Consider the following 26,161-nt stretch of genomic DNA (forward strand, 5'->3'; position numbering starts at 1 on the left):
GCGGCGACGGGGGCTATATCGCGGTGATCTGGTCGGCGTCGGACGACATGACCGTCCAACGATCCGGCCGGGAGCCCGGTCACCTCCGACAGATGACCGGAGGGGCCCCCGCGCGGGTGGCGACAGGACACGGCCGCGCGTGCCCGCTCGGCCGGTGCAGAGCCCGTTCGGCCGGGGCTGGGTCCGTTCGGCCGGGGCCGGGGCCGCCCAGCCGGTTCCGGGCGCGCGCCCAGCCGGTTCCGCACTCGTTCAGCCCGTGCCGCGTCCCAGATCGGCGAGGATCTCCCGGGCGGCTCGTGCCCCGGAGGCCAGGGCGCCTTGCAGCGAGCCGGTCGCCCGGTGATCGCCGCAGACGTAGCGGCCGGGGCCGACGCGTGTGGTGCGGGACAGGACGAGCGGTGGCGGCATCGCGGGAAGGGCGTCGCGCACCGTGACGCTGTGCACGGCCTCCCAGGTCGTCACGTCCGCGCCGTACGCCTCGCCGAGAGCCGCCTCGACGTCGGCCACTTCGGCGGGTCCTGGGGTGCCCAGGACGGAGGTGGAGACGAGCGCCCGGCCGTCGCCGGAGAACCCGGGGTGGACCTCGGTGAGGACACAGGTGTTCAGGAACCGCCGCCGCGCGTCGACGAGGAGCGTGGGTTCGGTCAGGGGCGACCTCGGGGCCGCGTGGTAGAGGGTGGTCACCGTCCTGCCGCGCGGTACGTCGAGGCCGGGCAGGAGTTCGCCCGCGGCGCTCTGCCCGGTGGCGACGACGACGGCCCTGGCCGGCAGACCGCCGCCCTCGGCGAGGGCCACGCCGTCGGGTGTCAGCGAGGCGACCCGGGCTCCGGTGCGCAGGACACCGTCGGGCAGCCGCGCGGCGAGCTGGGCCGGGACGGCGCCGATGCCGTCGGCCGGCAGGCACAGGGTGCCCCGCAGCATGCTCCGCCAGACGAGATGGAAGAAGCGCGCCGATGTCTCCAGGTCGTCCTCCAGGAACACCCCGGAGAGGAAGGGCCGCAGGAAGCTCTCCACGAGGTCGTACGAGAGCCCCGCGGCGGCGAGCGCGGTCGCGGTGGTCGTGTCCGCGCCACGGCCCCGCAGCCACGAGGCGGGCGCCAGCATGTCGCGGGCGGACAGCGCGCCCAGGGCGGCCAGGTCGCGGGCCGAGACGCCTTCGACCGGCAGCAGCGGCCCGCCGTTCCCGCGGCGGCGACGGGTGGGATCGGTGAACCGGCGTGTCCCGTCGGCGGTGCGCACCAGGACGCCCGCGGTGAAGGGCCGCAGTCTGAGCGCCCGAAGGTCCAGGCGCCGCTTGACCTGTGGATAGGCGGTGTTGAACACCTGGAAGCCCCGGTCCAGAGTGAAGCCGGCGATCCGGTCGGTCCGCATCCGCCCGCCCACGGCGTCCCCGGCCTCCAGCAGACGCACCGTCAGTCCCGCGGCGAGCAGGTCGGCCGAGCACGCGAGGCCTGCCACACCCGCACCGACGACCACCACGTCCACGGCCTCGCCGACGGTCCCGCGCATCCCCGTCATCGCTCCTCGGTCCACCCTCGTCGCCGATCCGACGCGGTCACGTTACGCCGCGTGACCCGTCGGGCCCGGGAGGACGCGACCGGCGTGGGCGCCGGCCGGTGAACCGGTCATGTCTTCGGCGCGTAGGCTGATCGTGTGGCCGGTACACATGACGAGGAGACGACTCCGCCCCCGGGGCGGACGACGGGCGATCTTCAGAGCTTCGCGGTCGCGCTGCGCCGTACGCACGGGGAGATGAGCCGGCTCGTGCACGGCTTCGCGCTGGCCCAGGGCCTGCACCCGACGGACGTACAGGCCCTCGGCATCATCCTCGACAGCCCGCAGCCCCTGACACCCGGCCGGTTGCGGGAGCAGCTGGGGCTGACTTCGGGGGCGGTCACCGCGTGTCTCGACAGGCTCGAGAAGGCGGGCCACATCCGCAGGTCGAGGGAGAGCACGGACCGTCGTGTCGTGCACGTGCGCTACGTGGAGAGCGCCCGCGCCGTCGCCCGGCAGTACTTCCTTCCGCTGGCCGAGGCGACCGCCGGGGCACTGGACCGGTTCGACGACCGGGAACTGGCCACCGCCCTGAGGTTCCTGTCCGCGCTCAACGACGAGCTGGCGGCGGTGCGCGCACCCGAGCGCTGAACACGCCCGCATCCGCGTCCGCATCGGACCCATCCGTAGGTCCGACCGCTCCGAATCACCTGCGTAGGCAGGACTATGCGGGAGGGCAGACGGTGAGAGGGAACGCGGATGTGGCAGAGGGCCGGGAGCCACCGCCACGTGCCGAGCTGCCCGAGCTCATGGAACGGACGGCACGCGGCGACCAGGAGGCGTTCGCGGCCGTGTTCGACGAGGTCTCGGGGCCCGTCCTCGGCGTGGTGCGTGCCGTGCTGCGCGACCCCGCGCAGTCCGAGGAGGTCGCGCAGGAGGTGATGGTGGACGTCTGGCGCTCCGCCGCCCGCTACGACCCGGCGCGCGGCTCGGTCCTCGGCTGGGCCCTCACCATGGCGCACCGTCGGGCGATCGACCGGGTCCGCTCCGAGCAGGCCTCGTCCGACCGCGCGCGGCGGGTCGCTCTGCTGGACCACACCCCCGCCTATGACGAGGTCGTCGAGGAAGTGGAGAACCGTCTGGACCGCGAACGCGTACGGCGCTGTCTGCGCGGGCTCACCGAACGCCAGCGTCAGGCGGTCACCCTCGCGTACTACCGCGGCCTGACCTACCGGGAGGTCGCCGACCTCCTCTCGCTGCCGCTCGGCACGGTCAAAACACGCATGCGCGACGGGCTCATCCGGCTCCGGGACTGTCTGGGGGTGACGGCATGACCGTCGACGACCTGCACACGCTCACCGGCGCCTACGTACTCGACGCGCTCGACACGGAGGAGGAACGGCAGGCGGTGGCGCGGCACCTGACCCAGTGCCCTTCCTGCGCCCAGGAGGTACGGGAACTGTCGGAGACGGCGGCCCATCTGGGGCGGGCCGTCGCCGAGTCCGTCGGTCCCGAGCTGCGGTCCGCGGTGCTGCGGCGGATCGTGACGGTACGCCAGGAGCCGCCGCGGACGACATCCGGCGCCGGCGGTGCCGCGTGGGCACGGTCGCTGCGGCTGCTCCCCCGGTGGGCCCTTGCCGCCTCCCTCGTCGGAACGGTCGCCCTCGGCGGTGTCGCGGTCTGGCAGTACGAGCGGGCCGAGGACGCGGAACGGGCGGCGCGCCAGGCGCAGAGCGCCACGACCGACCTGGCCGCCGTCCTCGCCGCGCCGGACGCGCGGATGGCGACGGCGCGGATCGGTGACGCCGTCGGCACCGTCGTCCACTCACCGTCGCTGAACCGGACGGCGTTCGCCGCGTCCTCGATGCCTCCGCCGCCGGCCGGGAAGGTCTACCAACTCTGGTACGACGACCACGGGACGATGCGCTCCGCGGGGCTCATGCCCACGGGTGTCACGGCCTCCACGACACTCCTGTCGGGCCGGACGGACGGCGCGGAAGCCGTCGGGATCACGCTGGAGCCGGCGGGCGGCTCGCCGCAGCCGACGTCCACGCCCCTGGCGGTGATCGCGCTGCCTTCCGGGTGACCGTGACCGCGTGGCGGGGCGTGCCGCATCCGTGGGGGGCCTGCCGGGCGAAGGGGAGGTGGCGGCACCTCGCGAAGGAGTACGGGCATGGGCGTCGGCGGCACAAGGGTCCTCGTGGTCGGCGCGACCGGTGACATCGGCGGTCTCGCCGCCCGCCAGTTGGCCGGGCGGGGCGCCGCCACCGCCCTGGCCGGACGGAACCGTGCGCGGCTCGAGGAACGCGCCTCGGTTCTCGGCGGGCGGCCCTGGCGCTCGTTCGACGCGTACGACCTGGACGGTTGCGCGCGCTTGGCCGCGTGGGCCGAGGCGGCGCTCGGCGGCCTCGACGCGCTGGTGGTGGCCATCGGCGTGGCGGGGTTCGGCTCCGCCGCGGAGGTGTCGGACGCGTCGGCCGAGCACGTGTTCACGGTCAACGCCCTTGCGCCCATGGCGGTCGCAAGGGGCGCCCTGCGGATGATGTCCCCCGGTGGCGTCGTGGCCGTGGTGACGGGCGAGGTCGTGGACCGCCCGGCACGGGGCATGGCCGACTACGCGGCGGCGAAGACGGCGCTCGCCGCCTGGCTCGGCGTGGCCGGGCGCGAGGCCCGTCGTGAGCGCGTCACGGTCCTTGACGTCCGTATGCCACACCTGGACACCGGGTTCGCCGCCCGCGCGGCGGTGGGTTCGGCTCCGGCCCTGGGTCCCGGGGCGGACCCGGTGGCGGCCGTGCGGGAGCACCTGGTGGTTCCGGTCCTCGACTCGCTGCCCCGCTGAGCCGGCGGGGCAGACGTCAGGTCCGCTCCTGTCCGCCGGATCGCGTGCGCGGCGGTGGGGTGTCCAGCAGTTCGGCGACGAGCTCCGTGGTGCGGCGCTGCCAGTCGGCGGCGCCGCGGAGCATCGCGTGCCCGCCGCGGGGCATGGCGGTCCCCGTCGCCTCGGATCCGCCCGCCCGTGCGCGGCGGACGAACTCCCAGGACTCCGCCGCGGAGGTGACACGGTCGGCCTCGTCGTGCAGCAGGTGGATCCGCCGGCCGGCGAGGTGGTCGACGGGTTCTCCCGGCGGGCACCAGGGCGCCAGGCCGACCACGCCCCGGACCGTCGGGTGCCCCGCGGCGCGCAGGGCGGCCCTGGCGCCCATGGAATGTCCGACGAGGACGACCGGGATGTCCCCGGCCGACCGGGCCAGGGCCGCGAGGGCGGCCTCGGCGTCCTGGGCCGCGTCGGCACGCGCCCCGTTCCAGCCGCGGTGGCGGTAGCGGACCATCGCCACGAGCACGTCCCGGTCGGCGAGGGTCCGGCGGATGCCGGTGGCGAACGGGCGCATGCGCAGCGCGGGAAGGTTGATCGCGGGCGGCGGTTCCAGGCCCTCGGAGCGCCCGCCGTGCAGGAGGAGGACGGCCGCGCCGGGGACGGCGGGCGTGCTCAGGACGCTCAGGGGGCCCGCGTCACCGCGACGGATGCTCGGCATGGGCGTCGTTCCCTTCCTCCGCTCCGCTACGGCAGCCGCCAGTCCACCGGCTGCGCGCCCATCCGTTCCAGGTGCTCGTTGGTACGGCTGAAGGGGCGTGAGCCGAAGAAACCGCGGTCCGCCGACATCGGCGACGGGTGGGCGGACTCGATGGCCGGCAGGTCGCTCAGGAGGGGCCTGAGGTTGCGCGCGTCGCGGCCCCACAGGATCGAGACCAGGGGCTTCCCGCGCGCGGCGAGGGCCCGGATGGCCTGGTCCGTGACCGCTTCCCAGCCCTTGCCGCGGTGGGCGGCGGGCTTGCGGGGGGCCGTCGTCAGCGCCCTGTTCAGGAGCAGGACGCCCTGCCGGGTCCACGGCGTCAGATCGCCGTTGGACGGACGGGGCAGTCCGAGGTCCGTGTGCAGCTCCCGGTAGATGTTCTCCAGGCTGCCCGGCAGCGAACGCACGTCGGGCGAGACGGCGAAGCTGTGCCCGATCGCCATGCCCGGTGTCGGGTAGGGATCCTGGCCCACGACAAGCACCCGCACCTCGTCGAAGGGCTGCTGGAAGGCGCGCAGGATGTGCGGGCCGGCAGGGAGGTAGGTCCGGCCGGCCGCGATCTCCGCGCGCAGAAAGTCGCCCATGGCGGCGATCTGCCCTGCCACCGGCTTCAGCGCCTCCGCCCAGCCGGGCTCCACCAGTTCGTTCAATGCTTGAGCTGCCACAGCACGTCACTCTAGTGGCGCACACCGACATCTCCTGAACCCGGCAACGACCGCCCGCCGCGCTCGGGTTCTCCCGGGATAGCCTGCCGTCCTCACCTCCCCTACCTCCCGGAGCCGCTCCATGGGGTCACCTCGTACGTCGCGGGCCCGCGAAGGCTGGGTCGTCGGAGTCGACTCGGGCGGCTCCGGGCTGCGGATCGCCCTGGCACGCGCCGCGGACGCGCGGGCCGTCGGGACAGTGACGTCCCGCGAGCCCGTACGGACGGGCCCGGGCGGGATCGAGGCGGCCCATCTGCTCGGGCAGGTGCTGCCCGCCGTCGAGGCGCTGCGCGAGCGCGCGGGGGACGGGCCCGTCCTCGCCCTCGCCATCGGCGCCGCCGGGATGGCGACGCTCGGCGAGGAGCTGCGGGCGGTGCTGCCCGGCGCGCTCGAACAGGCCCTCGGGGTACGGTCGCTGGCGCTCGCGGCCGATGCCGTCACCGCCTACGCCGGGGCGCTCGGGCAGCGGCCCGGTGCGGTCGTGGCGGGCGGCACCGGACTGATCGCCCTCGGCACGGACCTGACGGCCTGGCGCCGGGCCGACGGCTGGGGCCACCTCCTGGGCGACTGCGGCAGCGGCGCCTGGATCGGCCGGGAAGGCCTGGAGGCAGCGATGCGCGCGTACGACGGACGGCGGGGCGGCTCGTCCGCACTGCTGGCCCGCGCCGAGGCCCGGTTCGGTCCGGCCGCCGGGCTGCCGGCCGCGCTGTACCCGCGGACCGACCGGCCGGCCGTGCTCGCCTCGTTCGCGCCCGACGTGGCCGGCTGCGCCGCCGGCGGCGACCCGGTGGCGGGCGACGTCCTGCGGCGGGCCGCCGCGCACGTGGCGGAGGCGGCGGCCGCCGTGTGCCCGGCCCCGGGGGCGTACGAAGTGGCCCTGACCGGTGGCCTGTTCAAGCTCGGCGACCCGCTGCTCGTACCGCTCGGGGCCGAACTGGCCGGACAACTTCCGCACGCCCGGCAGACGTCGGCGGCCGGGGATCCGCTCGACGGTGCGCTCGCGCTCGCGGCGGCGCTGGCCACGGACTCGCTACGGCTGCCGGTGGAGCCGAAGTTGTTGCATGTGGCCACGTAATTCGCGGTTCGGACAAAGAGGGACAGATAACGCTCAGCCGCACCTCACCGCACTGCGCGGCGGGCAAAACCAGTAGCATGCGGCCGCATGAGCTCCCCCACTGGGCCCGCTTCCGGCCTGCCTGTACGAATGCCGCGACCCCGCCAGCCCGGACGGCACCGTCGCCCCGAACCCGTGGCGGCGCCCGAGGGCGCTCCCGCGCTGGTGCTCGCCGTCCCCGGTGCGCCGTCGCCCGCCATACGCTCGCTGGCCGAAGAGGTCGTGAGCATCGCGCGTTCCGAGCTGCCCGGCCTGGAGGCGGTGATCGGTTACCTGGACGGTGACGACGCCGAGTACCCCACGCTCGGAAGCGTCCTGGCGCGCTCCGAGACCCTGCGCACCGAGCGGTACGAGCTGGCCGTGGCCGCCGGCCGCGAGGTCAGCGCCCCCGAGGGCCCGTCCGCCGTCGTGGTGCCGCTGCTCGCGGGCCCGGACAGCGCCCTGATGCGGCGGATCCGGCAGGCCGTGATGGACAGCGGCAACGTTGCCGAGCTGACGGACGTCCTCGGACCGCACCCGCTGCTCGCCGAAGGCCTGCACGTGCGTCTGTCGGAGGCCGGCCTGGCCCGCGCCGACCGCGCGCGGCTCTTCACGGTCGCCACGGCGGCGGACGGCATCGTGCTCGCCACGGTCGGCGGCGAGGAGGCCGTGCAGGCCGCCGGGATCACCGGCATGCTGCTGGCCGCGCGCCTCGCCGTCCCGGTCATGGCCGCCGCCCTCGACCAGGAGGGTTCGATCACCGCGATCGCCGAGCAGCTGCGTGGCTCCGGCTCGGAGCAGCTGGCGCTCGCCCCGTACCTGATCGGCCCGGAGCTGGCCGACGGCCTGCTCGACGCCGCCGCCAAGGAGGCGGGCTGCGCCGCCGCGGAGCCGCTGGGCGCCTACCCGGCGATCGGCAAGCTGGTGCTCTCGCAGTACACGGCCGCGCTGGGCATCGCCCCGCAGCAGCCGCAGGGTGCCCCCACGCACTGAGCGGCAGGACATGCCCGAGGGCCCGCACAGGACGACGTCCGGTGCGGGCCCTCGGGCGTACGGCGGGTGGCCGGTCAGCCGAAGACCACGCAGGAGGCCGCCGGGGCCTCGACAGCGCCCGCGCGGCGCGGGATCCCTGTCTCCGGGTCGACGTCGAACCAGGTCACGTCACCGGAGCGTTCGTTGGCCGCGTAGAGCCGCCGCCCCGAGGGGTCGAGCACCAGGTCGCGCGGCCAGTGGCCGCCGCAGTCCACGGCGGCGCGGAACTCGGCCCGTTCGCCGCTCGGGTCGAGGGCGAGGACGGCGAGGGTGTCGACGCCGCGCACGGCGGCCCAGAGGAAGCGGCCGTCCGGCGCCACGACGACCTCCGAGGGGTAGCTGGGGCCGGGGGTCCCCGCAGCGACGACAGGGGCCTCCCCGAGCGGCTCCAGGAGGCCAGCCTCGCCGTCCCAGCGGCAGACCGTGACGGTGGGCTCCAGCTCGTTCAGGACGTAGGCGTGGCTGCCGGACGGGTGGAAGGCCAGATGGCGCGGGCCGGTGCCGGGCTTCAGCGCGGTCTCGCCGTGCGGCCGCGGCGCGCCCGTGGCGGGGTCCAGGGCGTAGATCCGTACGGAGTCGGTGCCGAGGTCCACCGCGGTCGCCCAGCGCCCGCCGGGGGCGACCAGGACCTGATGGGCGTGCGGGCCGCTCTGGCGGTCGACGACGGGCCCCGAGCCCTCGTGCTGCAGCACCGCGTCGGCGGCGCCCAGGGAGCCGTCCGCCGCGATCGGGAGGGCGCTGACGCTGCCGGAGGTGTAGTTGGCGGTGAGGACGTGGCCCGGCGCGACGGCGAGGTGGGTGGGGGCGGCGCCGCGTACGGGCCTGGGCGCGCCGAGCTGCCCGGGTGCGGCCCCGGAGACGTCGAAGGCGGCCGCGGCACCCTCCTCGGTCTCGGAGACGGCGTAGAGGACCGGGCCGGCGAGGGCGAGGTAGGACGGGTCGGGGAGCGCGTCCGTCGCGCCGGTGACGGTCAGCGCGCCGGTCTCCGGGTCCACGTCGGCACAGAGGATGCCCCGGCCCCCCGCCGAGGTGAACGAGCCGATGAAGGCTCGTGTCCCTGCCGCTCGACCGGTGTCCGTACCGCCCATGGCGTCTCCCCTCTCCACCGGGGCGGTCGGCCGACGGCCCCGTCGTCGGGGCTGACGTTAGCAGGCGGTCTAGACCAACTTGGATCAAGCTGTGGCGATCACGCCACGGGGATCACGCGGCTTCGGTCCGCACGGTCGGTCGACCGCCTCCGCTCACGCGGCGGGCACGAGCGGGGCGCTCGGTGCCGTGCGCAGCGGCGCGGCCAGCTCGACGAGCGCGCGCTCCAGGCCGTGCAGGTGGCCGAGCGCGGCCTCGGCGCCCGGGTGGCGGTCCACCGCCGGTGCGGCGGGCGTCTCCCCGACCAGGCGCGCGGGGTGGACCGGCGGGACGAGGGCGTGGACGGCGGCTTCCACGCGCCACGCGGCGGCGGCGAGCCGGGCGTCGTGCGAGGCGTCCGGGTCGGCGGCGACCGCCGCGAGGCCCCGGATCTCCCGAGCGCAGTCGTCCAGCAGGGCCAGGACCCGGCGGGCACGGGCCTTGCGGGCGCGCAGCGGGCTCAGCGGGTGCACCAGCGGCGCCAGCGAGAGCCGGACCCGGCCGAGCAGCACCTCCAGCTCGGCGGCGTGCGGCGCGGGGTCGGCCGCCGGGTCGCCGGCGAGGCGTCGCGCGGCGGCCGTGGTGCAGGCGTGCACACAGGTCACCGCACGCTCGATCCAGGCGTTGGTGGCGGCGTGCGTGGTCACCGGCAGCAGCGCCACGCCGACGGCCGCGCCGAGCGCGCCGACCGCGGTCTCCTCGAAGCGCAGGACCAGCAGTCCCGGGTGGAGGACGCCCAGGAGCCCGTACAGCAGACCGGCCATGACGGTCACGAAGAACATCATCCAGCTGTACGAGAGGGCGGCGGTGTAGAAGATCCCGAAGACGCAGACCGCGACCAGCGCGGCCGTCGGGGCGGGCGCGCCGGCCAGCGGGATCGCGATCAGGAACCCGGCGGCGATGCCGGTGACCGTGCCGACGACCCGGCGGAAGCCGCGGACCAGGGTCTCGCCGCGCGAGGCGGTGTTGACGAAGATCCACCAGGCGGTGCCCACGGCCCAGTACCAGCGCTCGTGCGAGATGAACTGGCCGGCGGCGAGCGCGACCGCGCACGCGGCGGTCGCCTGGAAGGCCTGCCGGGTGGTGGGCCGGTCGAGTCCCTTGCCGGGCAGCGGGGCGGGCGCGGCGGGCGGCGGGACGCGCCGTTCGATGCACCAGGCCAGGAACCGGACCGTGCCGGAGGCGGCGAGGGCCAGGCCCACCGCCGCGTACAGCTCCGGCAGCTGCGCGGGCAGCGCGTGCAGGAACTGGGTGACGAAGAACATCATGAACGCGAAGATGCCCAGCGCGTGCCCGCGCGGGCCCCAGCGGCGCGCGTACACCCCGGCGAAGACGACGAGCAGCCAGGACGCGTCCCGCAGCAGCGGGGCGCCGTGCAGGGCGGTCGCGAGCGCGAGGACGGGGAAGCCGACGGCGGGCAGCAGCGCGGTGGTCACGGCCTGGCGGCGCACCGTGGGGTCGCCCACGGTGAAGAGCGCGAGCAGGGCGGCGAGGCCGCCGGTGATGGAGGCCGTCAGGGAGAGCCCGCAGAGTTCGGCCGCGGCGACCGCGAGCGCGATGCCGAGGACGGCGCGCGAAGAGACGCGCAGCCGGACGCGGCCCGGATCGGGGGCCACGAACATGAGCCTGGCCAGCCGACGGCACGCCGCCCGGCCCTTCTTCACGACGGTCGACCCGCCCCCGCTGCCGTACACACACCCTCTTCGCGTCTTCTCGTGCCCCGGCCTGCTTGTGGCGGCCCCAGGACATGGGAAAGGCGCCGCGGTCCGGATCCGGCCTCGTCGCCGGTCCGGCGCCTGCGCGGCGCCATGTCTTCGTACTGTTCCCCCAGGGAAACACCTGACCACCCACTGGCTCAACCGGGGCCGTGAAGAGTGGGCCATTGGTACAGTGATCGGAGATCGAATCCGGCCAGAAGGGAGCCAACGGACCATGGCGGTGGACGAGCTCGACACCCGGATCCTGCGGCTCCTGATCGAGCAGCCGCGCACCAGCGTGCGGGAGTACGCCCGGATCCTCGGGGTGGCCCGCGGCACGGTGCAGGCCCGGATCGACCGTCTGGAGCGGGACGGCGTCATCACGGCGACCGGTCCCGTCCTCTCCCCCGCCGCGCTCGGCCACCCCGTGCTCGCGTTCGTCCACATCGAGGTGACCCAGGGGCACCTGGACGAGGTCGGGGACGCGCTCGCCGCCGTGCCGGAGATCGTGGAGGCTTTCTCGATCACGGGCGGCGGGGACCTGCTGACCCGCGTCGTGGCCCGGGACAACGGTCACCTGGAGGACGTGATCCAGCGGCTGATCCAGCTCCCGGGCGTGGTCAGGACACGTACGGAGATGGCGTTGCGCGAGCGCGTGCCGCACCGGCTGCTGCCGCTGGTCGAGGCGGTGGGGCGGGGTTCGGCCGGAAGGGCCGACCAGGGCAGGAAGGGCTGACCGGGCGGGGAGGGGCCCACCGGGGACGGAACCCGGGGACCGAGACCCGGAGACCCGAGACCGAGACCCGGACGGGAGACCGGGACCTTCGGTCCTGGGGCGGCGACGCGCCGGTTGAGATGCTGGAACGCATGAGCACTCACCCCCTTGCCGTCGTCTTCGATCTCGACGGAACGCTGGTGGACAGCGAGCCGAACTATTACGAGGCCACCCGGCGCACGCTCACCGCCTTCGCCGGCGAGACGGACTTCGACTGGGAGCGGCACACCGACTTCATCGGGATCGGGACGCGCGAGTCGCTGGAGATCCTCGGTGCCCGGTACGGCATCGGGGCGCCGGTCGAGGAGTTGCTCGACGCCACCAACCGGTCCTATCTGGAGCTGGCGCGCGCCTCGACCCCGGTCTACCCGGAGATGCGGACACTCGTGGAACACCTGCACACGACCGGGGTGCCGATGGCGGTGGCCTCCGGTTCGTCCCGCGCGGCGATCGAGGCCGTCCTGACGGGGACCGGCCTGGACGCGTATCTGACGACGCTGGTCTCCGCCGAGGAGGTAGGGCGTGGCAAGCCTGAGCCGGACGTCTTCCTGGAGGCGGCGCGGCGGCTCGGAGTGGAGCCCGCGCGCTGCGTGGTGTTCGAGGACGCCCCGCCGGGCGCCCTGGCGGCCCGGGCGGCCGGGATGCGGTGTGTGGCGCTGCCGTACGTGGCGGCGACGGCGGACGATCCGGCGTTCCTGGCGGCCGATCTGCTCTTCCCCGGCGGGCAGGCCGAGTTCACCGCGCGGGCGGCGCTGCGTCTGCTGGAGCCTGAGCCGGGAGCCCCGGCTCGTGGGCGGTCGATCGCAGGAGCCTGAGGAACGCCTTCAGGCCGGCGATGATCTCCTCGTTGTCGGTGAGCCGGTTGACGGTGGCCTCGAACTCGCGCGCGAGGGCCTCGATCCTGCGATCCGTGTCGTCGGCCCTGCGGTGCGCGGAGAGGCCCGACGCGTCCACCGTGCGCCGCAGTTCGGCGAGGGCGCGGTACTGCTCCTCCGCCTTCCCCTCCAGGACCTGGGCCCCGCTCTCCAGTCGGGCCACGCGGGCGCGCAGCTCCACGACGTCGTCGCGGGGGTGGGTGACGTCCCGGAGCAGGACGCCGAGGCGGCGGCGCAGCTGGGCGAACCAGGCGCCCGCCGGACGCAGGAAGGTGCTCAGGACGAAGAGCCCGGCGAACCACCAGCCCACCGTGCGCCCGGTCGCGAGCGTGCCCAGGGCCACGGCGCCGGCGCTGAGGACGTGCCCGGCGACGGCGACCCCCAGCATGAGCCGCGCGATCCGGGCGGCCTCGGCGTCGCGCTCCTCGGAGACCGTGATCCCCTTCTCGCGGCTGAGCGCGATCTCGGCCCGGACGGCGTGCGCCCGGAAGTACAGGTTCCAGGGCGCGGTCAGGAGGACCAGGAGCCACAGCAACCCGAGGACACCCGCCCCGACCCCCAGGACGAGCCCGGGCGGCGCCCCGACCGCGTACGCCACGACCAGCGCGAGGACCGCCGCCCCCGCGACCACGAACGCACCCACGACCTTGCTCATGCCGCCCCCTCCGACGCCCGCCGATGTCCGGTCATGGTCCCGCCGCGGGCCGCGATCGGCATGAGTACGGCTACTCACCCGTCGGCCGCGCCCCGGTACGCGTGGGCGTACCGGGGCGCGTGGGGGTCACGGTGTCGGGGCTCCTCCGTCAGGATCCCCAGGCCTCCACCTCGTAGATCCGGGCCGCCGGATCGGTGGTCTGGGTGGGCCGGGTGATGTCCAGGCGTACGTACCGTGCCGTCCTGCCCACCGGGTGGGTGGTGCTGGCCGCCGTGTTGCCGGTGGCGGTCGCCACAGTGGTCCAGGGGTCGGCGGTGGAGCCGCGGACCTGGAGGGTGAAGTCCCGGGTGTTCCAGGCCGCGTTCTCGCCGCCGGCCGCCGCATGCTTCACCACGAGCCGGTCGAGGGAGCGGACCGCACCGAGGTCGACCTCCAGCCACTTCGCCGAGGTGGTCGTGCACCACTTGTCGGTGGTACCGCCGGAGACGGTGCCGTTGACCGCCTTGGCCGGGGTCTCGTTCGCGTTGCACTGGCCGGACGCGGTCGCCGGGCGTCCGAGGGCGAGGTTGGACTCGGTGCCGCCGGGCGACCAGGCGACCGTGGTGGTGGCGGCGGGCGAGCGGCCGTACTCCGTGGAGACGGCCTCCACGTCGAGGGTCGTCGACGTCTCCGTGCCGGCGCGGTCGAGCCGGGGTACGAAGAGCGCGTCGTTGGGGGTGGCGCCGAGGAAGGTGCGGGAGGAGTCGGCGTTCCGCCGGTAGACCTCGTAGTGGTGGACGGAGCCGGAGACGGACGGCGTCCAGGCCAGGCGGAGGGACTTGGCGGTGGCGCTCGTGTCCGTGGCGCCGAGCACGGTGACGCCGGTCGGGGCGGCGGCGGAGTCCACGGCGCCGTCGTGGACCGCGAGTTGGCCGACGCGGATGTCGTACGAGGGGACGGAGCCGGCGGCCTCCAGGCCGATCTGGGCGATGGTCCGGCCGGCGAAGGCGGAGAGGTCGAGCGTCCTGCGCTCCCAGCCGGTGGTGGTGGTCGAGCCGAGGTCGAGGGTGGTGAAGGCGGTCGGCGCGTCGGTGAAGGAGACGGCCGCCTTCAGTCGGGTGGGGCCTGCCGCCGGGGTCTTCAGGACGACGGACAGCTTGGTGTCGGCGGCGACCGGCAGCTTCGTCTGGTAGAGCCGCACGGTGTTGACCGCGTCGAGGGTGCCTGTCAGTCGTAGCGAGGAGCCGCCCTCGTAGGCGTCGGCGAAGTCGATGGACGGGGTGAGTTTCGAGCCGGTGGAGGTGACCAGCCAGCGGTAGGTGGGCGGCACGTCCTGGAGGGAGAGGTTGTTCCAGCCGGTGGACGAGACCCGGACGCCTCCGGAGTGGTAGAAGTCGCCCTGGCCTGCGCCGAAGGAGGTGACGAAGGGCTTGGCGGTGATGGCCGAGGACTCCGGGACGTAGTGCGCGAGGCCCTTCCAGGCCGAGGTCGTCGTGGTGTTCGAGGGGTCCGCGTTGGCGCCGTCCCAGTAACGGGCCTCGCGGGCATGGGAGTCGGCGCGCCCCGAGGAGGAGGTGAAGGTCCACTCGGGCCGGTAGATGCCGAGCGAGGTGACGTGCGGCTGGCCTGCCGGGAAGACCGAGGCCCAGGGGACGGAGGTGTTGGAGCCGTTCGCCTCTGTGTCGATGCCCGCGAACAGCTCGTACTCGCTGCGGCCGAGGCCGCGCGCGAGCGTACGGGAGCTGCTGAGCCCTGAGGCGCTCCAGCCGAAGTCGAGGAACATCGAGTCGGAGGTCCGCTGCGCGCCCTCCTGCAGGAACGAGTCGTTGGCGGAGGTGAGGGAGTCCTGCCAGCTCACCGCGCCGGACTCGGTCATCGCGTCGTACCACATGAACTCGACGGGGCCGAGGGAGCGGGCGTAGCGCATCTCGTTGCGCAGTTCGGTGGCGAGGGCGGCGTCGCCGCCTGCCGTCTCCTGGTTGATGAACCAGCCGTCGAAGCCGTAGTACTGGGCGACTTGGGCGAGCTTGTCGGCGACGGGGTAGGTGGAGCCGGACTTCTGGGCGAAGTCGCGGACCCACTGGATCTGGCCGCCGTAGGCGGTGGGCGGGAAGAAGACGGTGCCGTAGACCTTGACGCCGTTGCGGTGGGCGGCGTCGATGACGGTCGCGTTCGGCGCGAGGATGAGGCCCTCGCTCGCCGAGCCGCCCCAGAAGACCAGCTTGTCGATGTACTGCCAGTGCCCGAAGGCGTAGTAGTGCGGGTTGGTGGAGCCCTGCGAGGGGTTGTTCGAGGTGGGTCCGAAGGAGACCAGGGAGGCGATCTTTCCCTCGCCCGCGCGGGCGTTGGCGTTGGCCTTCAGCGCCGGGTCGGTGAAGCGCGGCCGCAGCGGGACCCGGGAGCGGTTGAAGCGCGCGTCGGGGTCGGTGGCGGGGTCCCAGTTCAGGATCGTGTTCGGGTGCCAGTACGAGGCGTAGGGCTGGTCGCCCGCGCCCGCCGGTGCGGCCTCGGAGGCCGCCCCCGGGGCGGGCGCGGCGTGCGCCGCGGGCGGGGTGAGCGGTGCGAGGCCGAGCAGGGCGGCGAGGAGCGCCGCGAGGGTCAGCAGGGGCAGGTGTCGTCTCATCCGATGCTCCGGTCCAGCGGGAGGGGTGGGGGGTGCTGGGCGTACGGACGTGCGGCGGTACGAGCGTGCGATGCTTCGAGGCGGGAGGCTAAACGGCTTTAGTCGAGGGGGTCAAGGGGCGGGCGGCGCCGTGGACTCGCGGACCGTGAGGCGCGGTGTCGGGTTCTTGACGTCCCGCGCGGAGGCCGGGTCGTCGACGACGGCGAGGAGTTCGCGCGCGACCTGCTCGCCGAGGGCGAAGGTGTCCCGGGAGAGCGCGGTGAGGGAGGGGTGGACGATGCGGGCGAGGGCCGAGTCGTCGAAGGAGACGATGGAGAGTTCGCCGGGGACGGCCACGCCCATCTCGGTGGCGACCCCGAGCCCGGCGACGGCCATCACGTCGCTGTCGTAGATGATCGCCGTCGGCCGCTGCGGCCGGGCAAGGAGGGTCCGGGTGGCGGCGGCGCCCTCGGCGTCGCTGAAGTCGGTCGGCAGCGAGACCGCGTCGGCGAGGCCGAGCCGCCGGGCGCTGTCCCGTACGGCCCGGATGCGGCGCTGGGTGTGCTGGAAGGCCGGGAGCCCGGCCAGGTGCGCGATGCGGCGGTGGCCGAGGGCGGCGAGGTAGTCGACGATGCTGACCATCGCCTCGCGGTCGTCGGCCCAGACGCTCGGCAGGCCGCCGTGCCGGCCGGGTCCGCCGAGGACGGTGGTGGGGACGCCGAGTTCTTCGAGGACGGGGATGCGGGGGTCGCGGACCTGGAGGTCGACCAGGACGAAGCCGTCGACGCGGTGCTCGGAGGTCCAGCGCCGGTAGACCTCGATCTCGGCCGCGGTGTCCTCGACGACCAGCAGGTTGAGCGCGGTGCCACGGGTGGAGAGTCCGGCCTGCAGCCCGCTGAGGAGCTGGCTGAAGAACGGTTCGAGGCCGATGGTCCGCGCGGGGCGGGCGAGGACCAGGCCGACCGCGCCGGCCCGGGCTCCGCCGAGGGCGCGCGCGGCGCTGTGCGGGCGCCAGTTCATCTCCTCCGCGACCCGCAGGATGCGGGCGCGGGTGGTGTCGCTCACCCCCGGGCGGCCGTTGAGCGCGAAGGACACGGCGCCCTTGGACACCCCGGCCCGGCGGGCGATGTCGGCGATCGTCGGTCTGGCCACCCGGCGCCCCTTCTGTCTCGCGCACTGTCTTGACAGCGGAGTGTAGCGGGAGCATAGTCCCCCATCGCTAGACCGGTTTAGTAATGCGTTCCGTCCGACGGCACAGTCCGCCAGCACAGACCGGGAGACCTCTCATATGCGAACAGGCAGCCACTGGATACGACTGGCCGTGGCCGCGGTCGCCGCGGTGACCCTCGCGGGCTGCGGCCTCGGCGACCCGAGCGCATCGGACGACGCCGGTGCGGACACCGGGGGCGAGGTCACGGGCAGGGTCTCGCTGCAGACCTGGGCCCTGAAGCCGAAGTTCACCGCGTACATGGAGGGCGTGATCGACGCCTTCGAGAAGAAGCACCCGGGCGTCGAGGTCGAGTGGCTCGACCAGCCGGGCGACGGCTACTCCGAGAAGGTGCTCAGCCAGGCGGCCGGCGGCACGCTGCCCGATGTCGTCAACCTGCCGCCGGACTTCGCACTGCCGCTCGTGAAGCAGGACATGCTGCTCGACGTGGCGGGCGCCGACCCGAAGCTGGACGCCGACTACGTCGAGGGCGGCACCGCCGCGTACCGCTTCGCCGGCCACCAGGGCACGTACGGCTATCCCTGGTACCTCAACACCGATGTCAACTACTGGAACGCCACGCTGCTCACTCGGTACGGCCTGGACCCGAAGAAGCCGCCGGCCTCCCTGGACGAACTGATCGCGGCGGCCAGGACGGTCAAGGAGAAGTCGAAGGGCTCGGTCTACCTGATGAGCCGCAAGCCGGGTCTCATGGACTTCGCCAACGCCGGGGTGAAGCTCATGTCCGAGGACGGGAAGACCTTCACCTTCAACACCCCCGAGGCCGCCGCCCTCCTGGACACCTACCGCGGCGCCTTCAAGGAGGGGCTGCTGCCCAGGGACGTCCTGACGGAGACGTACGCGGGCAACACCAAGCTGTTCTCCTCCGGCACCGCCGCCTGGACCACGGCAGGCGGCAACTACATCACCTCGCTGGCCGCCGACAACCCGAGCCTCGCGCCCCAGGTGGTCTCCTCCCCCGCGATCGGCACCCCGCCGCTGTACGTGCAGGGCCTCTCGGTCTCCCGGACGACCAAGAACCGGGCCACCGCGCTCGCCCTCGCCCGCTGGGTCACCAACGCCGAGAACCAGGCCGCGTTCGCCCACCTCACCAGCATCTTCCCCTCGACCAAGGCGTCCGCCTCCGACCCGTTCTTCAGCCGGAGCGACGGGACGAACGCCGGGGACGCCAAGGTCACCGCGTTCGGCTCGCTCGCGAAGGCCACGATGCTGGAGCCCGTCCAGGCCAACGACGCGATCAAGACGGTGGTCAACCAGCAGATCGCGCTCGCCCTGAACGGCCAGGCGAGCTCGAAGGAAGCCCTGGACACCGCGGTCGAACGCGCCAACCAGCTGCTGCAGGACTGAACCCCCACCCGGAAGGCACCCCATGACCCACCGGCGCTGGTTCACCCCGTGGCTGCTCGCCGCGCCGGCCGTCGTCTGGCTCCTCGTCTTCAACCTCTGGCCCGCCCTCAACACGGTGATCCTGTCGTTCACCAACGCCAAGCCGCTCGGGGGCGGCCGGTTCACCGGGCTCGCCAACTACGAACGCGTCCTGAACGACGAGCAGTTGACCGACGCGCTGATCAACAGCATCGTCTATCTGCTGATCTGCCTGCCCCTGCTGACCCTGTTGCCGCTGCTGCTCGCGCTGCTCGTGGAGAAGAAGCTGCCGGGCATCACCTTCTTCCGCACCGCCTTCTACACCCCGGTGGTCGCCTCCGCCGTCGTGGTCGCCCTGATCTGGGGCTGGCTCCTCGACGACCGCGGAATGCTCAACGGGATGCTCGGACAGCTCGGCCTGGTGGACCGGCCGGTGGACTTCCTCACCGACCGCTGGCTACTGCTCTTCAGCGCCATCGCCCTGACCGTGTGGAAGGGCCTCGGCTACTACATGGTCATCTACCTCTCCGCGCTCGGAAACGTCGGCCGGGAGCTGCACGAGGCCGCCGCCGTCGACGGCGCGTCGGCCGTCCGCCGCTTCTGGCACGTGACCCTGCCCGGCGTGCGGACCACGATGATGCTGGTCTCCGTCCTCATCTCGGTCTCCGCCCTGCGGGTCTTCTCCGAGCTGTACGTCCTCTCCCACGGCACCGGCGGTCCCGGCGGCCGGGACATGTCGGTCGTCATGCTCATCCAGATGTACAGCCGCGGCTTCTCCGGGCACATCGGCTACGCCTCCGCCCTGAGCCTGCTGCTCTTCGTGATCACCATCGGCCCGATGCTGCTTCTCGCCCGGCTGAACCGGAAGGCGGCCTGACCATGCCCGTACGAGCCTCACGGGGCTTCGGCACACCCGGCCCCGCGGCGCGGGCGGTCCGCTACGCGCTGCTCCTCCTGGTCCTGCTGCTCACGATCGGGCCGTTCCTCTGGCAGCTGTCCACCTCGCTCAAGGGACCTGGCGAGGACGTGTACTCCCGCACGCCGGACTTCCTGCCGAGCGACCCGACGCTCGCCAACTACGCACAGGTCGCCGACACCGTCCCGGTGTGGACGTACGCCCTCAACTCGCTGACGGTGGCGGCGATCGCGGTCCTCGGCAACGTGGTCGGGGCCACCCTCGCCGGCTACGCGCTCTCCCGTCTGCGCTTCCGGGGCGCGCGGCTCGTGCTCGGCCTGTTCCTGGCCACCCTGGTGCTGCCCGGGGAGGTCACGATCGTCTCCCAGTACGTGACCGTACGGAGCATGGGCCTGACGGACACGCTGCTCGGCGTGGCGCTGCCGGGGGCCATCGCCATGCTGAACGTGCTGCTGATGTACACGGCCTTCCAGGCCGTCCCGCCCGAGCTGGACGCCGCCGCGCTGGTGGACGGCGCGAACGTGTGGCAGCGCCTGATCCATGTGGGGCTGCCCAACGTCCGGGGCATGCTGAGCGTCGTGGTGATCTTCACCTTCATCGGCGCGTGGGACGACTTCCTCTGGCCGCTGATCGTGCTGAACGACCCCGCGCGGTACACGCTCACCGTGGGGCTCCAGTACCTCGACGGCACCTTCACCGCCAACCCCCGGCTGATCGCGGCCGGAACCATGATCGCCTTCCTGCCCATCGTGGCCGTCTTCGCCGCGCTGCAGCGGTTCTTCTTCAAGGGCGTCGAGGAAGGCGCCATCAAGGGATGACCACCCGGGCAACCTCTGCAAAGGATGCGATGCCGCGCATGACCCCGTCGCCCGACGCCCCTCGCTTCGGCGTCAACTACACCCCGAGTCAGGGCTGGTTCCACCACTGGCTGGACTTCGACCTCGACCCGGTCCGCGCCGACCTGGACGCGATCGCCGCCCTCGGCCTCGACCACGTCCGGGTCTTCCCGCTCTGGCCCGTCTTCCAGCCGAACCGGACGCTGATCCGGCCGCGCGCGGTCGAGCAGCTGGTCTCGCTCGTCGACGCGGCGGCCGAACGAGGCCTGGACGTGGCCGTCGACGGACTGCAGGGCCATCTGTCCAGCTTCGACTTCCGGCCCTCGTGGACGCTGACCTGGCACCGCCGCAACATGTTCACCGACCCCGAGGTCCTCGACGGTCAGGCCGCCTATCTGCACACCCTCGCCTCCGCCCTCGCGGACCGGCCGAACTTCCTGGGCATGACGCTCGGCAACGAGATCAACCAGTTCTCGGGCGACCCGCACCCCGATCCGGACCGGATCACCCCGGCCGAGGCCGAGAGCTGGCTGCGGCGCATGCTCGGGGCGTGCGAGCGGGGGGCGCCCGGGCGCATGCATCTGCACGCGGAGTACGACGCCGCCTGGTACCTGGACGACCATCCCTTCACGCCCGCCCAGGCGGCCCGCGTCGGCGCGGTGACGGCCGTCCACTCCTGGGTCTTCAACGGCACCGCCCAGCGCCACGGCGCCGACTCCGTCGCGACCGGGCAGCACGCCGCGTATCTGATCGAGCTGTCGAAGGCCTGGGCCGAGGATCCGGGGCGCCCGGTGTGGCTCCAGGAGGTGGGGGCCCCCGCCCCGCACATCGCGCCGGACCGGGCCGCCGCCTTCACCCGGACGACGGTGGCCGCGGCGCTCGACTGCCCGGACCTGTGGGGGGTCACCTGGTGGTGCTCCCACGATGTCGACCGCTCGCTCGCCGACTTCCCCGAACTGGAGTACAGCCTCGGCCTGTTGACGGGCGAGCAGCGGGTGAAACCGGCCGGGCGGGCGCTCGCCGAGGCCGTGGCGGAGTGCCGGGCCCGCGCCCACCTGCCGCGGCCACGGACGACGGCGCTCGTCCTCGACCTGCCGGACGAGGCCCCGAAGCGCTCCACGTGCGCGCCGGGCGGGGCGTTCTTCGAGGCGTTCATGCGGCTCGCCGCGGACGGCGCGCGGCCGGCCGTCGTACTGGCGTCGCGGGCGTCGGACCGCGATCATCTCAGCGCACGCGGGATCACCGGGACGGTCACCGTCGACGACGTCGGCGGGGCCTGACGACCACCCTCTCGTCCGTTCTCTCTCACGTGATGGAGCGACTTGCATGCATGACGACCGCACCCTGACCGAGTCCCGTCTCAAGCGGGTCCTGGAGGAGCGGATCCGCCCCGCGATCCACCCGGAGTCCGTCCCGCTGGAGGTGGGGATCTGGACCGCGCCCGACGAACCGGTGCCGGTGGCCGAGGGCATCGCCGCGCCGCGCAGCCCGATCGCCGCGGGTGACGCCTGGGGCGCGCCCTGGGGTACGAGCTGGCTGACCGTCTCCGGGGTGGTGCCGCAGGCATGGGCGGGCCGGACGGTGGAGGCGCTGATCGACCTCGGCTTCGACGCGAACATGCCCGGCTTCCAGTGCGAGGGCCTGGTCTACCTGCCGGACGGCTCACCGGTGAAGGGGCTCAATCCGCGCAACCAGTGGGTGCGGGTCGCCGAACGGGCGGTCGGCGGCGAGGAGGTGCTGCTGCATGTGGAGGCCGCGTCCAATCCGGTGATCCTGGACTACCACCCCTTCCTGCCGACCGAGTTGGGCGAGAAGGAGACGGCGGGCGACACTCCGCAGTACCGGCTCGCGCGGATGGACCTGGCGGTCTTCGACGAGACCGTGTGGCAGCTGGTGATCGACCTGGAGGTGCTCGGCGAGCTCATGGAGGAGCTGCCGGTGGACGGCGCGCGCCGCTGGGAGATCCTGCGGGCGGTGGAGGCCGCCCTGGACGCGGTCGACCTCCAGGACGTGAACGGCACCGCGGCCGCGGCCCGTTCGCGCCTCGCGGAGGTGCTGGCCTCGCCCGCCGAGCCGTCGGCGCACCGGATCAGCGCGGTGGGCCACGCCCATATCGACTCGGCCTGGCTGTGGCCGCTGCGCGAGACCGTCCGCAAGGTGGCGCGGACCACGGCGAACATGACGGCGCTCCTGGAGGACGAGCCGGACTTCGTCTACACGATGTCGCAGGCGCAGCAGTACGCGTGGATCAAGGAGCACCGGCCCGAGGTGTACGCGCGGGTCAAGAAGGCGGTCTCGGAGGGCCGGTTCGTGCCGGCCGGGGGCATGTGGGTGGAGTCGGACACCAACATGCCGTCCTCGGAGGCGATGGCCCGTCAGTTCGTACACGGGAAGCGGTTCTTCCTGGAGGAGTTCGGGGTCGAGAACGAGGAGGCGTGGCTGCCGGACACCTTCGGCTTCGCGGGCGGGCTGCCGCAGATCATCAAGGCGGCCGGGTCGAAGTGGCTGCTGACGCAGAAGATCTCGTGGAGCCAGGTCAACTCCTTCCCGCACCACACCTTCTGGTGGGAGGGCATCGACGGGACCCGGATCTTCACGCACTTCCCGCCGATCGACACGTACAACTGCTCGATGAAGGGCAAGGAGATCGCGCACGCGGTCCGCAACTTCAAGGACAAGGGACGAGCCCGGCACTCGATCGCGCCGACCGGCTGGGGCGACGGGGGCGGCGGCACCACCCGGGAGATGGTCGCGAAGGCGGCTCGGCTGCGGGATCTGGAGGGCTCGGCGCGGGTGCGCTGGGAACGGCCGGCGGAGTTCTTCGCGAAGGCCGAGGCGGAGTATCCGCACGCGCCGGTCTGGGTGGGCGAGCTGTACCTGGAGCTGCACCGGGCGACGCTGACGAGCCAGGCGCGCACCAAGCAGGGCAACCGGGCGAGCGAGAACCTGCTGCGGGAGGCGGAGCTGTGGGCGGCCACTGCGGCCGTGCGGTCCGGAGTGCCGTATCCGTACGAGGAGTTGGACCGGATCTGGAAGACGGTGCTGCTGCACCAGTTCCACGACATCCTGCCCGGCTCGTCGATCGCGTGGGTGCACCGGGAGGCGGAGCGGACGTACGCGGCGGTCGCCGAGGAGCTGAACGGCATCATCGGGCGCGCGCAGCGGGTCCTGGCCGGCGACCCGGTGGCGGGCGGTGAGGTGGTCTTCAACGCGGCCCCGCACGAGCGCGCGGGGGTCCCCGCGGGTGGCGCGGGTGCCGTCGTGGCGCCGGCGTCCGGCGGCTGCGCGGCCGAGGTCCGGCCGGGCGGCGGGTTCGTCCTCGACAACGGGCTGCTGCGGGTGGCGGTCGACGGGCGGGGGCTCGTGGTGTCGGTGGTCGACCTGGCCTCCGGCCGGGAGACGCTGGCGCCGGGCGCGGCGGCCAATCTGCTGCAGGTCCACCCCGACTTCCCGAACATGTGGGACGCCTGGGACGTCGACCAGTTCTACCGGAACACCGTCACGGACCTGACCGACGCCGACGAGGTGGTGCTCGCCGAGGAGAGCGCGCGGGCCGTGGCCGTGCGCGTGACGCGGTCCTTCGGCGCCTCGAGCGCCGTGCAGACGCTGACGCTCACGGCGGGGGCGAAGCGGCTCGACCTGGACACGGAGGTCGACTGGCACGAGACGGAGAAGTTCCTCAAGGCGGCCTTCCCGCTGGACCTGCACACCGACCGGTACGCGGCGGAGACGCAGTTCGGCCACCTGTTCCGTCCCACGCACACCAACACCAGCTGGGAGGCGGCCAAGTTCGAGGCCTGCAACCACCGGTTCGTCCACTTCGAGGAGCCCGGCTGGGGCGTCGCCCTGGTGACGGCGTCGACGTACGGGCACGACGTGACCCGTGCGGTACGGCCGGAGGACGGCGGGACCACGACGACGGTCCGGATGTCCCTGCTGCGCGCCCCGCGCTTCCCCGACCCGCACACGGACCAGGGCGTGCACCGGTTCCGGCACGCCCTGGTGCCGGGAGCCTCCGTCGGGGACGCCGTGCGCGAGGGCTACCGGATCAACCTTCCCGAGCGGGTGGTTCCGGGGGACGCGGCGGTCGTGCCGCTGGCCGTCGTGGACGACGACGGCGTCGCGGTCAGCGCCGTGAAGCTGGCCGACGACCGGAGCGGGGACGTGGTGGTCCGGCTCTATGAGTCCCGGGGCGGGCGGGCCCGGACCCGGCTCACCACCGATTTCGGCTGGGCGGCGGTGGCGGTGTGCGATCTCCTGGAACGCCCCCTCGCCGACCTGGCGGCGGACGGCGGGGTGGAGGTGTCCCTGCGCCCCTTCGAGCTGGTCACCCTGCGCTTCACGGGGGTCGGCCAGCGCGGGTGAAGGGCGTCGATGCGGTAGTCGTGTGCGTGCCGGCGGCCGTCCCCGCCGGCCAGGTGCGGATGGTCGGCGGCCAGCTCCGGGTGCCGGTGCTCCAGCGCGTCGGGGTCCTCGCGCGGCCAGAGCCGTAGCGCGGCGACGGCCGCGCCGAGGGCGAGGACGCCGAGCGCGCCCGCGGCGGTCGCGAGGCCGGCGCGGGCGGCCGTCCAGCCCGCGAGGGGGTAGGTCAGCAGCCAGCAGCCGTGGGCGAGGGAGAACCGGGCGGCGAAGACGGCGGGCAGGTCCGCGCTGCCCGCCGAGCGCCGCAGCAAGCGCCCGCCGGGGGTGAGGACGGCCGAGGAGGCGGCCCCGAGCAGCAGCCAGGCGGCGAGCAGGCCGGGCCAGGCCCAGGCGCCGGGGACCGCCGCCGCGCCCGCCGGGAGCAGCAGCAGCACTCCTGCCATGACGAAGGCGGCGGGGACCATCAGGGTGCGGTCGCGGGTCCGTTCGAGGGCGCGGGGCAGCAGCAGGGCGACGGCCATGGAGCCCGCTCCGTACGCGCCGAGGGCGAGTGTGACGTCGCCGACCGGCCGGCCGAGGACCTCGCGGACCAGGACGACGGTGGTGACCAGGACCATCGCGCCGCCCGCGGCGACGACCAGGTCGAGCGCGAGGAGGGCGCGCAGCCGCGGGGTCGCGAGGACGAGCCGGATGCCGGAGGGGGCCTTGGTGTGCGCGCCGCCCGGGCGCTCGGCCGGTGCGGCGACCGGGAGGAGGACGGAGGCGACGAGCGCGGCGGAGGCGAGGAAGCCGACGGCGGTGCCGGTGAAGAGCAGTCCGGCCGGGGCGAGGGTGAGCAGCGCGGCCGCGAGCGCGGGGCTGAAGAGGTTCTCCAGGTCGTAGGCGAGGCGGGACAGGGAGAGGGCCCGGGTGTAGTCGCGCTCGTCGGGCAGGACGTCGGGGACGGTCGCCTGGAAGGTCGGCGTGAAGGCGGCGGAGGCGGCCTGGAGCAACAGGATCAGGGTGTAGACCTGCCAGACCTCGGTGACGAACGGCAGGGCGAGGGCGGCCGCGGCGCGGGTGAGGTCCATGGCGACGAGGAGCGCCCGCCGGGGTATCCGGTCGGCGAGGGCGCCGGCCAGGGGCGCGACGGTGACGTAGGCGACCATCTTGATCGCGAGCGCGGTGCCGAGGACGGCGGTGGCGTCGGGGCCGGCGAGTTCGTGGGCGAGGAGGGCGAGGGCCACGGTGGCGAGCCCGGTTCCGGCCAGGGCGACGAGCTGGGCGGCGAAGAGGCGACGGTAGGTGCGGTGACGCAGCACGGACAGCATGGGGCCCGCCCTCGTTCGGCTCCGGGGGTCGTGACCACCATAGCGGACATGTGCATGATTGCGCACACGTGGACGGGCTCAGGGGCTCAGTCGTGCCAGGGCTCTCCTGTCACCTGGTGGTCGGCGTGGCTGATCGCCTCGACCACCAGCCGCCGCATATGGCCGTCGGGCAGGGTGTAGACGACGCGGCGGCCGTCCTTCCGGTGCTGGACGAGACCGCTGAGCCGCAGTTTGGCCAGGTGCTGGCTCACGGCCGGGCGGGCGGCCCCGCAGGCCTCCGCGAGGGCGGTGACGTCGGACTCCCCGCGCGACAGGAGCCAGACCAGGTGCAGCCGGGTCGGGTCCGCGAGGAGGGCGAAGACCCCGGCCGCCGCGGCGAGCTCACGGGCGCCCGGTGTGCGCTGATGCACGACGCTCGCAGCTGAGGACGGTTCGCGTGACGACATGGGCCCATCGTAGGCACCGGAACGCAAGCCGCCCCGACGCCTGGGAGCGTCCGGGAAGTACGGGCGTCCGCCCGAAGGGCGGGGCTCACTTCCCG

22 protein-coding genes and 1 pseudogene are annotated in these 26,161 nt (G+C 73.8%); 13 read left to right on the top strand and 10 right to left on the bottom strand.

The features are described 5' to 3' along the window. Positions 1 to 249 precede the first annotated feature (249 nt). Complete coding sequence (locus tag ACF09C_RS03125; RefSeq protein WP_392088019.1) at positions 250 to 1,518, bottom strand: NAD(P)/FAD-dependent oxidoreductase; 1,269 nt, start codon at positions 1,516 to 1,518, stop codon at positions 250 to 252. A 135-nt stretch (positions 1,519 to 1,653) separates the two neighbouring features. Here ACF09C_RS03125 and ACF09C_RS03130 point away from each other — a divergent pair, with 135 nt between their 5' ends. The 4 genes from ACF09C_RS03130 to ACF09C_RS03145 all read left to right on the top strand — a co-directional run bounded on the left by ACF09C_RS03130 (position 1,654) and on the right by ACF09C_RS03145 (position 4,333). Then, positions 1,654 to 2,145 (top strand): MarR family winged helix-turn-helix transcriptional regulator, encoded by a 492-nt coding sequence (locus tag ACF09C_RS03130; protein WP_392088021.1) that lies wholly within the window; start codon positions 1,654 to 1,656, stop codon positions 2,143 to 2,145. A gap of 110 nt (positions 2,146 to 2,255) precedes the next feature. Beyond that, entirely contained in the window at positions 2,256 to 2,828 is a 573-nt protein-coding gene (locus ACF09C_RS03135; RefSeq protein ID WP_392088023.1) for a sigma-70 family RNA polymerase sigma factor, read from the top strand. Further along, the gene (locus tag ACF09C_RS03140) at positions 2,825 to 3,580 is read left to right on the top strand and encodes an anti-sigma factor domain-containing protein (RefSeq protein ID WP_392088025.1); all 756 of its coding nucleotides are present in this window, start codon (positions 2,825 to 2,827) and stop codon (positions 3,578 to 3,580) included. Before ACF09C_RS03135 ends, ACF09C_RS03140 begins: the two co-directional genes overlap by 4 nt. Positions 3,581 to 3,667: 87 nt before the next feature. Further along, positions 3,668 to 4,333 (top strand): SDR family NAD(P)-dependent oxidoreductase, encoded by a 666-nt coding sequence (locus ACF09C_RS03145; RefSeq protein ID WP_392088027.1) that lies wholly within the window; start codon positions 3,668 to 3,670, stop codon positions 4,331 to 4,333. Between the two features lie 16 nt (positions 4,334 to 4,349). Here ACF09C_RS03145 and ACF09C_RS03150 read toward each other — a convergent pair whose 3' ends face one another. After that, entirely contained in the window at positions 4,350 to 5,027 is a 678-nt protein-coding gene (locus ACF09C_RS03150; protein ID WP_392088030.1) for an alpha/beta fold hydrolase, read from the bottom strand. Positions 5,028 to 5,053: 26 nt separating this feature from the next. After that, positions 5,054 to 5,731 carry a uracil-DNA glycosylase gene (locus ACF09C_RS03155; RefSeq protein ID WP_392088032.1) on the bottom strand — a complete coding sequence of 226 codons (678 nt, stop codon included), beginning with the start codon at positions 5,729 to 5,731 and terminating at the stop codon, positions 5,054 to 5,056. A 121-nt stretch (positions 5,732 to 5,852) separates the two neighbouring features. Here ACF09C_RS03155 and ACF09C_RS03160 point away from each other — a divergent pair, with 121 nt between their 5' ends. Both ACF09C_RS03160 and ACF09C_RS03165 read left to right on the top strand, forming a co-directional pair. Next, positions 5,853 to 6,845 (top strand): N-acetylglucosamine kinase, encoded by a 993-nt coding sequence (locus ACF09C_RS03160; RefSeq protein WP_392088034.1) that lies wholly within the window; start codon positions 5,853 to 5,855, stop codon positions 6,843 to 6,845. A gap of 87 nt (positions 6,846 to 6,932) precedes the next feature. After that, positions 6,933 to 7,856 carry a sirohydrochlorin chelatase gene (locus tag ACF09C_RS03165; protein ID WP_392088036.1) on the top strand — a complete coding sequence of 308 codons (924 nt, stop codon included), beginning with the start codon at positions 6,933 to 6,935 and terminating at the stop codon, positions 7,854 to 7,856. 74 nt (positions 7,857 to 7,930) lie between these two features. Here the strand turns inward: ACF09C_RS03165 and ACF09C_RS03170 are convergent, their stop codons facing one another. Then, entirely contained in the window at positions 7,931 to 8,983 is a 1,053-nt protein-coding gene (locus ACF09C_RS03170; protein WP_392088038.1) for a lactonase family protein, read from the bottom strand. A 153-nt stretch (positions 8,984 to 9,136) separates the two neighbouring features. After that, the gene (locus tag ACF09C_RS03175; RefSeq protein WP_392088684.1) at positions 9,137 to 10,642 is read right to left on the bottom strand and encodes an FUSC family protein; all 1,506 of its coding nucleotides are present in this window, start codon (positions 10,640 to 10,642) and stop codon (positions 9,137 to 9,139) included. Positions 10,643 to 10,952: 310 nt separating this feature from the next. On the opposite strand from ACF09C_RS03175, the gene ACF09C_RS03180 reads away from it, so the two are divergent. Beyond that, a complete protein-coding gene (locus ACF09C_RS03180; RefSeq protein ID WP_392088041.1) occupies positions 10,953 to 11,453 on the top strand; it encodes an Lrp/AsnC family transcriptional regulator in 501 nt (166 codons plus the stop codon). Between the two features lie 131 nt (positions 11,454 to 11,584). Continuing rightward, the gene (locus tag ACF09C_RS03185; RefSeq protein ID WP_392088043.1) at positions 11,585 to 12,307 is read left to right on the top strand and encodes an HAD family hydrolase; all 723 of its coding nucleotides are present in this window, start codon (positions 11,585 to 11,587) and stop codon (positions 12,305 to 12,307) included. On the opposite strand, the gene ACF09C_RS03190 is transcribed toward ACF09C_RS03185, so the two are convergent. From ACF09C_RS03190 to ACF09C_RS03200, 3 genes are all read right to left on the bottom strand, one after another. Then, on the bottom strand, positions 12,228 to 13,022 hold the full coding sequence (locus tag ACF09C_RS03190) for a hypothetical protein (protein ID WP_392088045.1): 795 nt from the start codon (positions 13,020 to 13,022) through the stop codon (positions 12,228 to 12,230). The two genes, ACF09C_RS03185 and ACF09C_RS03190, sit on opposite strands and share 80 nt — an antisense overlap. Before the next feature lie 148 nt (positions 13,023 to 13,170). Further along, a complete protein-coding gene (locus ACF09C_RS03195; RefSeq protein WP_392088048.1) occupies positions 13,171 to 15,624 on the bottom strand; it encodes a discoidin domain-containing protein in 2,454 nt (817 codons plus the stop codon). A gap of 111 nt (positions 15,625 to 15,735) precedes the next feature. Next, a complete protein-coding gene (locus ACF09C_RS03200; protein ID WP_392088050.1) occupies positions 15,736 to 16,755 on the bottom strand; it encodes a LacI family DNA-binding transcriptional regulator in 1,020 nt (339 codons plus the stop codon). Between the two features lie 136 nt (positions 16,756 to 16,891). On the opposite strand from ACF09C_RS03200, the gene ACF09C_RS03205 reads away from it, so the two are divergent. The 5 genes from ACF09C_RS03205 to ACF09C_RS03225 are packed head-to-tail and all read left to right on the top strand — an operon-like array spanning position 16,892 to position 24,313. Continuing rightward, positions 16,892 to 18,178 carry an ABC transporter substrate-binding protein gene (locus tag ACF09C_RS03205; RefSeq protein ID WP_392088052.1) on the top strand — a complete coding sequence of 429 codons (1,287 nt, stop codon included), beginning with the start codon at positions 16,892 to 16,894 and terminating at the stop codon, positions 18,176 to 18,178. Positions 18,179 to 18,200: 22 nt separating this feature from the next. After that, a complete protein-coding gene (locus tag ACF09C_RS03210; protein ID WP_392088054.1) occupies positions 18,201 to 19,073 on the top strand; it encodes a carbohydrate ABC transporter permease in 873 nt (290 codons plus the stop codon). Between the two features lie 2 nt (positions 19,074 to 19,075). Continuing rightward, entirely contained in the window at positions 19,076 to 19,930 is an 855-nt protein-coding gene (locus ACF09C_RS03215; RefSeq protein ID WP_392088057.1) for a carbohydrate ABC transporter permease, read from the top strand. A gap of 38 nt (positions 19,931 to 19,968) precedes the next feature. After that, positions 19,969 to 21,228 carry a glycosyl hydrolase gene (locus tag ACF09C_RS03220; protein ID WP_392088059.1) on the top strand — a complete coding sequence of 420 codons (1,260 nt, stop codon included), beginning with the start codon at positions 19,969 to 19,971 and terminating at the stop codon, positions 21,226 to 21,228. A 46-nt stretch (positions 21,229 to 21,274) separates the two neighbouring features. Next, positions 21,275 to 24,313 carry an alpha-mannosidase gene (locus tag ACF09C_RS03225; RefSeq protein ID WP_392088061.1) on the top strand — a complete coding sequence of 1,013 codons (3,039 nt, stop codon included), beginning with the start codon at positions 21,275 to 21,277 and terminating at the stop codon, positions 24,311 to 24,313. Between the two features lie 362 nt (positions 24,314 to 24,675). On the opposite strand, the pseudogene ACF09C_RS03230 reads toward ACF09C_RS03225, so the two are convergent. Further along, positions 24,676 to 25,620 (bottom strand): annotated as a pseudogene (locus ACF09C_RS03230) (MFS transporter); the annotation flags it as partial. 86 nt (positions 25,621 to 25,706) lie between these two features. Then, positions 25,707 to 26,066, bottom strand: coding sequence for an ArsR/SmtB family transcription factor (locus ACF09C_RS03235; protein WP_392088063.1), 360 nt, complete (start codon positions 26,064 to 26,066; stop codon positions 25,707 to 25,709). Positions 26,067 to 26,161 lie beyond the last annotated feature (95 nt).

It is taken from the genome of Streptomyces sp. NPDC014870, from assembly GCF_043081505.1.
Taxonomy (GTDB): Bacteria; Actinomycetota; Actinomycetes; order Streptomycetales; family Streptomycetaceae; genus Streptomyces.